The 11,026-nt window shown below is 40.6% G+C and carries 13 protein-coding genes; 5 read left to right on the forward strand and 8 right to left on the reverse strand.

Features of this window, described 5'->3' with window-relative positions:
* Positions 1-308 precede the first annotated feature (308 nt).
* The 5 genes from FPQ10_RS12515 to FPQ10_RS12535 all read right to left on the reverse strand — a co-directional run bounded on the left by FPQ10_RS12515 (position 309) and on the right by FPQ10_RS12535 (position 3,341).
* Positions 309-1,214, reverse strand: coding sequence for a nuclease-related domain-containing protein (locus tag FPQ10_RS12515; RefSeq protein ID WP_186278687.1), 906 nt, complete (start codon positions 1,212-1,214; stop codon positions 309-311).
* Positions 1,215-1,415: 201 nt separating this feature from the next.
* Positions 1,416-1,772 carry a HesB/IscA family protein gene (locus FPQ10_RS12520; protein ID WP_144163834.1) on the reverse strand — a complete coding sequence of 119 codons (357 nt, stop codon included), beginning with the start codon at positions 1,770-1,772 and terminating at the stop codon, positions 1,416-1,418.
* Between the two features lie 46 nt (positions 1,773-1,818).
* The gene (gene dapF, locus FPQ10_RS12525) at positions 1,819-2,691 is read right to left on the reverse strand and encodes a diaminopimelate epimerase (protein WP_370512045.1); all 873 of its coding nucleotides are present in this window, start codon (positions 2,689-2,691) and stop codon (positions 1,819-1,821) included.
* Positions 2,692-2,709: 18 nt separating this feature from the next.
* Positions 2,710-2,946, reverse strand: a complete 237-nt coding sequence (locus FPQ10_RS12530) for a YuzB family protein (RefSeq protein ID WP_144163836.1) — start codon at positions 2,944-2,946, stop codon at positions 2,710-2,712.
* A 68-nt stretch (positions 2,947-3,014) separates the two neighbouring features.
* A complete protein-coding gene (locus FPQ10_RS12535) occupies positions 3,015-3,341 on the reverse strand; it encodes a YuzD family protein (protein ID WP_144163837.1) in 327 nt (108 codons plus the stop codon).
* A 180-nt stretch (positions 3,342-3,521) separates the two neighbouring features.
* Here FPQ10_RS12535 and FPQ10_RS12540 point away from each other — a divergent pair, with 180 nt between their 5' ends.
* The gene (locus tag FPQ10_RS12540) at positions 3,522-3,746 is read left to right on the forward strand and encodes a NifU family protein (RefSeq protein WP_144163838.1); all 225 of its coding nucleotides are present in this window, start codon (positions 3,522-3,524) and stop codon (positions 3,744-3,746) included.
* A gap of 112 nt (positions 3,747-3,858) precedes the next feature.
* Here FPQ10_RS12540 and FPQ10_RS12545 read toward each other — a convergent pair whose 3' ends face one another.
* The gene (locus FPQ10_RS12545; RefSeq protein ID WP_255439975.1) at positions 3,859-4,827 is read right to left on the reverse strand and encodes a 2-hydroxyacid dehydrogenase; all 969 of its coding nucleotides are present in this window, start codon (positions 4,825-4,827) and stop codon (positions 3,859-3,861) included.
* 77 nt (positions 4,828-4,904) lie between these two features.
* Between FPQ10_RS12545 and FPQ10_RS12550 the strand changes: the two genes are divergently transcribed.
* Complete coding sequence (locus FPQ10_RS12550; protein ID WP_144163840.1) at positions 4,905-5,399, forward strand: phosphatidylglycerophosphatase A family protein; 495 nt, start codon at positions 4,905-4,907, stop codon at positions 5,397-5,399.
* A gap of 47 nt (positions 5,400-5,446) precedes the next feature.
* Here the strand turns inward: FPQ10_RS12550 and FPQ10_RS12555 are convergent, their stop codons facing one another.
* Together FPQ10_RS12555 and FPQ10_RS12560 are read right to left on the reverse strand one after the other, a co-directional pair.
* Positions 5,447-6,217 carry a TIGR01457 family HAD-type hydrolase gene (locus FPQ10_RS12555; RefSeq protein ID WP_144163841.1) on the reverse strand — a complete coding sequence of 257 codons (771 nt, stop codon included), beginning with the start codon at positions 6,215-6,217 and terminating at the stop codon, positions 5,447-5,449.
* 6 nt (positions 6,218-6,223) lie between these two features.
* Positions 6,224-6,676 (reverse strand): DUF86 domain-containing protein, encoded by a 453-nt coding sequence (locus FPQ10_RS12560; RefSeq protein WP_311379124.1) that lies wholly within the window; start codon positions 6,674-6,676, stop codon positions 6,224-6,226.
* A 132-nt stretch (positions 6,677-6,808) separates the two neighbouring features.
* Between FPQ10_RS12560 and FPQ10_RS12565 the strand changes: the two genes are divergently transcribed.
* From FPQ10_RS12565 to FPQ10_RS12575, 3 genes are all read left to right on the forward strand, one after another.
* A complete protein-coding gene (locus FPQ10_RS12565; protein WP_144163842.1) occupies positions 6,809-7,078 on the forward strand; it encodes an SAV0927 family protein in 270 nt (89 codons plus the stop codon).
* Positions 7,079-7,186: 108 nt separating this feature from the next.
* A complete protein-coding gene (locus FPQ10_RS12570; protein WP_144163843.1) occupies positions 7,187-7,447 on the forward strand; it encodes a hypothetical protein in 261 nt (86 codons plus the stop codon).
* 181 nt (positions 7,448-7,628) lie between these two features.
* The gene (locus FPQ10_RS12575) at positions 7,629-10,868 is read left to right on the forward strand and encodes a DEAD/DEAH box helicase (protein ID WP_255439978.1); all 3,240 of its coding nucleotides are present in this window, start codon (positions 7,629-7,631) and stop codon (positions 10,866-10,868) included.
* Positions 10,869-11,026 lie beyond the last annotated feature (158 nt).

Raw genomic sequence — 11,026 nt, forward strand, 5'->3', positions numbered from 1 at the left:
CGGGGGTAGCATACTTTTTTCTTGCTCTACCCCTGATTTGAGCCCGTCTATTCGGGGATAGCATACTTTTTTCTTGCTCTACCTCCGATTTGAGCCCGTCTATTCGGGGATAGCATACTTTTTTCTTGCGCTACCCCTGATTTGAGCCCGTCTATTCGGGGATAGCATACTTTTTTCTTGCGCTACCCCTGATTTGAACCCGTCTATTCGGAGGTAGCATACTTTTTTCTTGCTCTACCCCCGATTTGAGCTCTCATTATCATAAGTGGTGTCGTTTTTTATCCACTACTCATCTTTTTGCAAAAAAATTATTCAAAATATGTCCACCGTTTGTTGTTCTTCTTCATAAAATTTTTATTCAACATATAATGAATGCTTTCTGTGGAGACTAATCCTCCCGTCCAGTCATATATTCCCATGGTCGTTACTTTCTTGTTCGGGTAAAGCATTTTAAATTCCTCAACATGCCTCACAACCATATCATTGACGGTTTCGATATGTTCGCACTGTGAACACCGAATATTTCTTTTAGAGGATTCCACATTCATGGCCCCACATCCACCGCAAACAACCCCTTTCTTCACCTCATCATATTCATACTCCGGTCGATTTTGATAAGGCGATTCATTCAGATGAAGTTCAACAAGTTTTTCTGCTAGATGTTTATGGGTTTGATTCAGTTGTGAACCGAATCCATTGAGCATGCGCAAATGATCACTGATTTGTGTAGGAAGAATGATGGGTGTATCTTGCTCGGCATGAAATAACGTGAATTCCGGATTGACAAAAACGACATAAAATTGGATTGGTAAGTTAAAGCCGTGCTTTCGGAGCAGTTGGGTGAGGGCTGGCGCAGATCGGCCGATTTGATGGAGTGGGTTCATGATTTCTTGCCGGGGAACTTTGAAGAATCTTTCTTGATCGAAGAAGAACTCGCCTTGATAATTTTTCACCTCGTAAACAAATACTTTTTCTTTCGTGATTAAAAGCGTGTCGATTTGGAATACAGTACCATTATGTTCGAGTAATAAATCGTGGATTTGAATGTGGTCGCATTTGAGGTTATTCAGCAATTGATCGAATCGTCTTTCCCCTTTAAGTCCTTTCAATAAATGTAAGTAATTTTTTCGGTCTTTTGGTGACAAGGTCAACCGCCGATCAAGTGCATGTAGCAATCGTAATTCGCCAGTCATTTCACGTTGCTTGTAAATCATTCGCAATCCTCTTTTCTTTTTACTTTGATTATAGTAAAGGTAGTGCAGCACTGCGAATGACGATAAATTCATTTTTAAGAAAAAATTGATCGTTATGTTTATTAAATCTGTCAAAAATCACTTTTTCTACTCTACAAAAACTCTTTTCCACAAAAAAACTGTCTCACCGATCAAGGTAAGACAGTTTGTATGTTTAAGTATTTAGCAATCGCCTGGTACGCCGACTCTTCCGTCTGCTTTAAAGGATGAGCCACAACCGCAGGAAACAATCGCATTTGGATTATCGATTGTGAACCCGCCACCCATCATGTTTTGTTTATAATCAATGGTTGTATTTTCTATAATCGGCTGATCCATTTTCGCGATGACGACAGGAATATCGTTTTCGATGTATTGATTATCGGTTTCTTTCACTTCATAATCGAATCCTAATTGATAGGACAAACCACTGCAGCCGCCACCCTTTACGCCAAAACGTAGGTAGACGTTTTCTGCCGTTTCTTCTTTCATCATATCTTGTATTTGTAATTTTGCTTGTTCTGTAATTACAATGGACATGTCAACGACCTCCTTAACATTATTATACAAATTCTTTCTTTTTGTTTCAAATTGATGGCCAATTAAATATGCCTTCTGCAACTTTTTCAGCAGGACCACGCATGATGACTCGCTGATTTTCAGTCATACTGATGAATAAATCGCCGCCTTCTAAATGTACGGTGATTTCCTCACCAACAGTGGAATATCCGTTTAATACACTGGCGACGACGGCGGCACATGCTCCTGTTCCACAAGCTTGCGTGATTCCTGAACCTCTTTCCCACACACGAAAATGAAGTTCTTTTCCAGATACGACTTCGACAAATTCAACGTTCACACCATCCGGGAATCGATCATCTTTTTCAATAATTGGACCAAGCTCCTCAACTGGACTTGAATCAATCGACTCAACAAAAAAGACAGCATGCGGGTTCCCCATAGATACAGCAGTTAAATTTAGTTCCGCATCTGCAACGAGAAACGGTTCGTTCACAACGCGGCTTTCTGGGTCATAATTGTCGACAACCATCGGAATCTCTCGTCGTTTCAACAGGGGTACTCCCATGTCAATGGACACTTGTTCAACCAACCCATTTTCAGGGAAAACCTCTGCATCGACAATTCCTGATTTGGCTTCTATTTGAAATGTCGTGTCGGTCACATAACCTAATTCATAAGCCCATTTCGCAATGCAACGAAGTCCATTTCCACAATTTTTTCCTTCAGACCCGTCTTTATTAAAAATACGCATGCGAACATCGGCTTTTTCAGAAGGTAGCATGTAAATTAATCCATCTGAGCCGATTCCAAAGTTCACATCCGAAACTTTTCGTGCCAATTGAGGTATCTCATTTTCTTCCAAATGCACTTGAAAGCCATCTATATAAATATAATTATTACCTAGTCCATGCATCTTTGTAAAAGGAATTTTCATCAATTGTTCCCCAACTTCCTTTTAAAATAAAGGATTTTCTTCTAAATGTTTATATACTTTGTCAACTAACTCATCAGGATCGTCTGCCATGACAGCTTCACCATTCACAATCGCAAATAAAAACGAAGCACAAATCCCGCAATGGCTGGTACATCCATATTCAATGACGTCCAATGAAGGATCTTTTTCCAGTTTTTCAAAGGCTTCCTGTGAACCGCTCGCTATGTTGTTGACACAAAACTCGATGATTGGATTCATTTTCTGTCATACACTCCTCGGTTCATAACTCTTTTATCCGATTAGGATAACATGTTTGACGAGAATCTTTAAGCAGTTGGCTCAAAACCCCTGCTTTCCAATGCCTTATACACTCTCTTCAAACGTGGGTCTCCTTCACCAACGAGTTCATCATCGATAAATACGACAGGATAGATTAAATCTTCATCGACGACCCGTTTGGCAAAGCTTTGATAAGGCTCTTCTTCAGGTGGATTAAAAATATCTACATACGTGTATTGAATACCCTCTTCACCAAATTTTCTCGAAATCGCTGCTTGCAGCCAATCATATTGTTCTTTGGAACTTGGTAAATTTACACAACTCGGACAAAGGACCTCAGCCCCATACACAATAACCTCAGTTTGATTCGTCACGATATTTTTCCCCCTAAATAACGTTTCTTATTTTCATTTTACCGAAAATGATGTAAAATAGAAAATGATAACGATTATCAATTGAAAAAAGAAATCGTTGATTCGCTTTTCGAGCAACTCAATAGATTTTCTGATTGAGACCATTTATACTAACAATTAAAAGAAGGGGGAAGAAAAACGATGTTCGATCAAGTTCAAGAAGTCATTGGAAAACTACGCCCGTTTTTACTTCGTGATGGCGGGGACGTTGAATTAGTGGATGTCGACGATGAAGGTATCGTGCTTCTTCGCTTAAAAGGTGCTTGTGGCAACTGCCCAAGTTCAGCAATTACATTGAAAGCTGGTATTGAGCGTGCATTGGTCGCGGAAGTGCCTGGTGTATCAGAAGTTGAACAAATCTTTTAACGTCAAATAAATCACAAACATACAGATTGACCTTGTAGCCAGCTAGATGAATAGCTGGCTTTTTTCGTGTCTAAAGATTGTTAAGGATGTTATTGAATCAATCACTTTTTACTTAAACCTTCACAGGTGTTAGAGGCTCCATCCCATCTAGCACTCGCTTCAGATTTTCTACACATAACATGGCCATACGGTTTCTCGTTTCAACCGTTGCCGAACCGATATGCGGTAAAGCGACTACGCGATCCAGTTGCACGAGTGGATGATCACTTTTAATCGGCTCATTTTCAAAGACATCTAAGCCAGCTCCTTGAATCTTTTCTTCCTTGATTGCTTGGTATAAATCCGCTTCATTCATCACACCGCCACGAGAAGCATTAATGAAAAATGCACTCTTTCTCATCCGATCGAAAGCTCGTGCATCGAACATACCCTTCGTTTCCTCTGTCAATGGAGTCATCGAAACGACAAAATCTGATTGTCCCAATAGTTCATCGATTGAAACATAGCGCGCACCTAATTTTTCTTCCGCTTCAGGTTTTCGGTTGCGGTTATGGTATAAAATATTCATATCAAACCCTGTTGCCCGTTTGGCGACCGCTTCACCGATCGAACCCATACCGACGATGCCTATCGTTTTATGATGAACATCCGATCCGGCCATCATATAAGGTGACCATGTTTTCCATTCGTCCTTTCGAATGACATCAACACTTTCAGGAATTCTTCGCGCCGTAGCCAGCAACAGTCCGAACGTTAAATCTGCGGTCGTATCCGTCAATACATCTGGCGTGTTAGTGACCGTGATCCCACGCGCTTCACAAGCTTTCACATCGATATTGTCAAAACCGACAGCTAAATTGGCAATCACTTTCAACCGGCTTGCCATGTTTAAAAGTTCTTCATCAAAGGTATCAGTTAACATGGAAAGAACAGCGTCTGCCTCGGCAATTTCTTTTTTCAATACATCGCGAGGCACTGGCATTTCCTCCTCTTCCCACATCTTGACCTGATATTTTTCTGTCAATTCTGATATAATCTCATTAGGGAGTCTTCGCGTCACATAAACTATTGGTTTAGCCACCAGAATCGCCTCCTTATAGGTATGTATAAAAAATCGTTGCATAAACTCAAACTAAAGAAAAATGGATGTGATGAAACATGAATAAACTTGAACAAATGACAATCGAACAATTGAAAGAACGTGGCGTCGAACTTGAAGACATCGCTGAACTCGTTTATCACTTGCAGTCAGCGTATCATGATGACTTGGACATGGAAGAATGTATGTTTAACATTCGAAAAGTCCTCAAAAAGCGGGAAGTGCAAAATGCCGTGTTAACCGGTATTCAACTGGATAAATTTGCTGAACAAAATAAATTTGAGGAACCACTTCAAAGTATCATCGCGAATGATGAAGGGTTATATGGGATCGATGAAATCGTTGCTTTTTCGATCATCAATGTCTATGGATCGATCGGATTCACGAACTTTGGCTATATCGACAAAATCAAACCTGGGATTTTGAAAAAATTAAATGATAAACGATATGGCACGCACACCTTTTTGGATGATATCGTCGGCGCGATTGCCGCTGCTGCTTCCAGTCGTTTGGCTCACAGCTCGGAACTGGCGCTTGATCCTGAGGATGACTAACTGTTTTGCTTAGGCTGTTTATTCTGAAACGAAAAACAGCCTAAGCATTACATATGGCTAAACCATTCGTTTAATGTACGGACAGAATACGTTGGTTGCTTCGGATATTTGGCCAACTCCTCTTCTGATGTCACTCCCGTTTGCACGTGAAGCGTGTCTAAGCCCGATTGAATCCCCGCCATAATGTCCGTTTCATAATTATCCCCGACCATGATGGTTTTTTCGCGTGGAATCCCTAACTTTTGTAACGCAAATTCCATCATAAATGGTTGCGGTTTCCCTACATAAGTTGGCTTTTTACCGGAAACGTGACTCACTAATTCGACGAAAGCCCCGTTACCAGGTGTAAAGCCTCGTTCAGTCGGAACTTTGATGTCCGGATTCGTCGCAAGTAAATACGCGCCCTTCTGTGCATTCAATGCTGCGCGGGTGATTTTTTCATAGGTAACGTTTCGATCGATTCCCATGACGACGATTTCCGCTTCTTGATCCGTCAATTTGATTCCCGCTTCTTCTAGGGCAGAAATTAAACCGGTTTGACCGACGACAAAAGCACGACGGCTCGTTAATTTTTCTTTAATAAAAGCGGCTGTTGCAAGTGATGCTGTAATCACTTGTTCGACTTTCGCATCAATTCCAAAGCCCTCTAATTTCTCTGCTGTTTGCTCCAATGTTCGTGACGAATTATTCGTTAAAAACAGATGTGGAATATGACGTTTATTTAATTCATCAACGAATTCTTTGGCACCTTGAATTTCATCTGTTCCACGAAACATCGTGCCATCCAAATCAATTAAATATCCCTCGTAGTGTTTCATTGTTGATTACTCCTTTGGTTTATGAAAAGCATTAATTGGACCGAGTTCGTTTTCCAAATAATTCAAGACGAGTGGACGAAAATGTTCAATCGTATCTAAATTATTTCTTAACGTTTTCTCAATCTCTGAATGATTGATCTTCGTATACTCCCGAACCAGCTTCGGACGCAGACTGACGATCTCTTTATAGGAAGCTTCGTGTTCTTTCGGTATCACTCGCTCATCAACTAAAATATCAATAATATCTTCATAGCTACCTGGGTCCCTCATGATAAATCCATCAATCATCAAATTTCCGACATCAATGATGGATTCGACGACCATTTGTGCCAAACGTTCAATGCCTAATTTCTCCAAGAAACTGACAGCTTCTTGTTGCTCCAATACTTCAAGTAAACCATTGTAATAAAGTAATGTATTTTCAATATTTTCTCGGTCGACAAAATACATAATCATCATCCTTTCACCCCATAGTTTAACATAACTAATAAGCTCAAGCCTTACAGGAATGCATTGAATTTTGGCTATCGGATGAACCTATTAGCTACTTTTGGTAAAATGGGGTAAAAGATTTGTCAGGAGTGTCAATGAATGAGCAATGTAAACATGATCAAAGATGAAACAGAAAGTACGAGTGTACGATATGTTAGCTTTAGCACCGAATTCAGAAGATATGATTTTGCATTTTTCGAAAGTGAAACGATAGACGATAAGGTTTTCATTCTCGATTTGCAAAGCTCGCACTATACGACAGTGAAAAAAGATGAACTCAAATCGCCAAAATATTATGCGCACCATTTCCGTGTAAATGAATATGAGGCAGAGGAAATATTCGAATACTTGAAAGAAAATTTGAAGTAAGGTTGATGAAAACCAAGCGCCTAAGTTTTTAGCCAAAACCAAACGAACTTCATACGTATAATCGCCTTCTGAGTGGAAAGCCTATTGACTGACAGGAGGCGATTAGTTATGCCAAAAAAGAAGAAATATGATGATTTCGCAAACGTTGAGATCGATCGAAATTACCAAATCCCTGAAGAATTCCCTGAAGGAACTTACGGGGAGCCGGTAAACGCTGAACAACCGCTCCAATCGCAAGTCGATAACCCGAATCGACGCCCTTATTCCGCTTTCAATTATGAAAATAAAACACTACATGCGGATGCTCAACGGAATATGTCAAACTCCCACCCGCCCAATGATTTTCCAGCTGAAGATACGGAGGACTAGTAAGGAAAATGACATTCCATAAAGCTTGTAGAAAATGCCATGTTTTCTACAAGCTTTTTTATTTTAAAGATGTTTTACAAATTTCGAGGGACTTTTTTAAAAAAACGTTTCATGCTTAATAAGTTCATGCTTCCAGTGTTATGATGGAATAATGGAATGGAATACCAAAGGGTGATTTGAATTGTTAACAGAAAAGTCCATAGAAGCTATGTTTTCAACAAGAATGTTTCAGCGTGGGAAACGTTACTATCGCAAAGGAGCGGTGGAGCGTGTCGTATTTGATGAACTTCAAAAGTCCTGGTCAGGCACTGTGTCGGGCAGTGAAATGTATCATGTGTCCATACAGAAGCACGATGATGATACGTTCGATCATGCATGTACATGCCCTGCCTATGAAACATTTGGAGAATGTAAACATATTGTTGCTGTTCTATTAAAAATAGCCAATCGAGAAGCAGTTGACAAAGGTCAACTGTTCGATAAATTTTTAGAAAAGCGTAAGCAAAATGATATGCCTAACCGAAGAATCAACAAGGAACCTAAACCTACTGACGATCTCTCGGCTAGGATAATTAACCTTTTCATGGACACCAATTCAGCGGATTCAACTTTGCATAAAGAGCCGCTTCAGACTGAATATATTTTAAAAATCGATCATCAATTATTGAAAGGTATGCTACTTTCTGTCGAGATGAAGACCGGTGTCGAACGTACATATGTCGTCAAAAACCTGAAGAAGTTTTTAAAGAGTGTCGATGAACAATCTGAGCATTTTTTTACACCGAAATTTTCTTATGATCCAAAACAACATATGTTCAAAGAAGAAGATCAACGTGTGATGCAAATTCTTTTGGATATATACCGAAGTGACGCTTTCTATGAAAACCAATGGCAAACGATTGCCAATCAAAAGGGAATGACGATTCCACCGTACTTCGCCAAGGAACTGCTACAGGCTCTTTCTGAAAGAGGCTGTACATTCGAAGACGTGACGGGAACTTTTCGGGAGATTCACTTATTCGAAGACGCTTTGCCATTTGATTTTTCTCTTCATGAAAATAGTCATGGCTATGCGCTCGGTTTTGATGCGATGGATCATTTCCATTATTTTAAAGACTACGGAATCATTCAGGAAGGTCAGTATTTTTATCATTTGAACGCAAACCAACGGGAGATCATGAAGAATATTTATGGATTTTTGTATCGAAATCCGAAATCGAGTATTCCGATTCAAAAGCACCAGATGGACTCTTTCGTTTCGAATGTCGTGCCGAACTTGAAACAAATCGGGGATGTTCGTCTTTCTGAACAAGTATCTGAGGCAATCATCAATCCGTCTCTTCAAGCGACCATGCATTTAGATTTAGATGGCGAGCGGTTAACGGCGAATATCCGCTATTGGTATGACGATATCGAAATCGATCCGATGCAGCCTGGTGATACTCAAAAACGAGATTCTTCACAAATTTTAGTGCGAGATACTGAAAAAGAACAACGTGTGATGAATATAATTGAGTCGGCAGGATTTAAGTTCAATGGCCATGAACTTTACTTGGATGATGAAGAAGATATGTTCACGTTTCTGTATTACTTGCTACCGCAGCTGGATGAAGATGTGGCAATATATTTAACGAATGCGGTGAAAAATCTACTCGTAGATGAAATTGAGTCTCCCGCCGTTCATGTGGATTTGGATTCAAACGGTGATTTTCTGGAAATCGATTTTGATTTGGGAGATATCGACCAGAGCGAAATCAGTCATATAATTCAATCCGTCGTTGAGAAAAAACGATATTACCGGTTGCCGAATGGCCGCTTCGTACCACTTGAAGAAGACTCTTTCGCGCAAATATCGAACGTTTTTGATGAGATGCGTCTAAATCCAGAAGATTTGAAAGATGGTAAGGTGCAAGTACCTGCCTATCGCGGCCTTCAAATGGATGAAGCGATGTCTGAACATTTCCGAAAAAATTATAATCAAGCTTTTCAGCAACTGATTGAGGATATCAAAAATCCTGAATCCTTTGATATACCATTGCCAGCGGGAATCCAAGCTGATTTGCGTGAATATCAAATCTTTGGCTTCCAGTGGTTGAAGTCGTTAAGCCGTTACCGATTCGGTGGAATTCTAGCGGATGATATGGGACTTGGAAAGACGCTTCAGACGATTGCTTATCTCTTATCTGAAAAAGAAAATAATCCGGACCAGGATCTGCCGGCCCTCGTCGTTTCACCTGCTTCCCTCGTGTATAACTGGGAGTCAGAGTTTGAAAAGTTCGCTCCGTCGATGAAAGTCTGTGTCATCCACGGAAGTATCGGGGAACGAGAGGAATTATTTAAAATCGCTGATGAATACGATGTGTTGATCACTTCCTATCCATTAGTGCGGCAGGATTTAGAACAATATCGTGATAGACGATTTTCGACGCTGATTTTAGATGAAGCGCAAGCGATCAAAAACCATTTGACGAAGCAGGCACAAGCGATCCGGTCGATACGTGCTGGAAGACGCTTTGCTTTAAGTGGCACACCAATCGAAAACTCACTCGATGAGTTGTGGTCGTTGTTCGATGTGATCATGCCCGGTTTTTTCCCAAGTAAAAAAGCGTTCCGTGAACTTCCTCATGAACAGATTTCCCGGATGAGTCGTCCATTCATTTTACGTCGGATCAAACAAGACGTATTGACGGAGCTTCCAGATAAAATTGAATCAGTAAATCATTCTGAATTGACGAAGGATCAGAAACAGCTTTATCTTGGGTATCTTGAAAAAATTCAAGGAGAGGCTGCAAGCGCCATTTCCAGTGAAGGATTCCAGAAAAGCCGAATGAAAATATTAGCTGGACTCACACGACTTCGCCAGCTATGCTGCCACCCTTCTTTGTTTATCGAAGGCTATGAAGGCGAATCTGGCAAGTTGAATCAGTTACTTGAGATGGTTGAAACAGCAAGGCAAAACGGCCAGCGAATTCTGATCTTCTCGCAGTTTTCAAGTATGTTGAAAATCATTCGTGAAGAAATGAACGCGATGGGTGAAGATGTTTTTTATTTGGATGGACAAACGCCTTCAAAACAACGCGTCGATATGGTCAATCGATTCAACGACGGGGAGAAAAACATTTTCCTTATATCACTTAAAGCTGGCGGAACAGGACTGAACCTTACCGGCGCAGACACAGTCATTTTATATGATTTATGGTGGAACCCGGCCGTCGAAGAACAAGCAACAGGCCGCGCCCATCGGATGGGTCAGAAAAAAGTTGTTCAAGTGTACAGATTGATCACGAAAGGCACGATTGAAGAAAAAATCCATGCATTACAACAACGCAAAAGAGAACTGATTGAAAACGTGATTCAACCAGGCGAAACGAACTTCACAAGCTTGAGTGAAAACGAAATTCGTGAGTTGTTGAATGTTTAAATTAGATAGTGAGGAGGCACTGACTTCGGTCGGTGCTTTTTTTATGCTTAGACGCTAAGCGGTGTGGGGTTAATGCTGAAGGTGCGCGGATTAACACTGAAGCTGCGGGAATTAACACTGAAGACGCGCGATTTAACACTGAAGCTGCGCGGGTTAAC

Origin of the sequence: Allobacillus sp. SKP2-8, from assembly GCF_007559355.1 — a bacterium.
Lineage (GTDB): Bacteria > Bacillota > Bacilli > Bacillales > Alkalibacillaceae > Allobacillus > Allobacillus halotolerans.

Excerpts from the sequence above, each read along its gene's own strand:
- FPQ10_RS12520 (WP_144163834.1), bottom strand. The coding sequence starts at position 1,772 with ATGTCCATTGTAATTACAGAACAAGCAAAATTACAAATACAAGATATG.
- FPQ10_RS12560 (WP_311379124.1), bottom strand. The coding sequence starts at position 6,676 with ATGATGATTATGTATTTTGTCGACCGAGAAAATATTGAAAATACATTA.
- FPQ10_RS12555 (WP_144163841.1), bottom strand. The coding sequence starts at position 6,217 with ATGAAACACTACGAGGGATATTTAATTGATTTGGATGGCACGATGTTT.
- FPQ10_RS12570 (WP_144163843.1), top strand. The coding sequence starts at position 7,187 with ATGCCAAAAAAGAAGAAATATGATGATTTCGCAAACGTTGAGATCGAT.
- FPQ10_RS12530 (WP_144163836.1), bottom strand. The coding sequence starts at position 2,946 with ATGAATCCAATCATCGAGTTTTGTGTCAACAACATAGCGAGCGGTTCA.
- FPQ10_RS12550 (WP_144163840.1), top strand. The coding sequence starts at position 4,905 with ATGAATAAACTTGAACAAATGACAATCGAACAATTGAAAGAACGTGGC.
- FPQ10_RS12565 (WP_144163842.1), top strand. The coding sequence starts at position 6,809 with ATGAGCAATGTAAACATGATCAAAGATGAAACAGAAAGTACGAGTGTA.
- FPQ10_RS12515 (WP_186278687.1), bottom strand. The coding sequence starts at position 1,214 with ATGATTTACAAGCAACGTGAAATGACTGGCGAATTACGATTGCTACAT.
- FPQ10_RS12540 (WP_144163838.1), top strand. The coding sequence starts at position 3,522 with ATGTTCGATCAAGTTCAAGAAGTCATTGGAAAACTACGCCCGTTTTTA.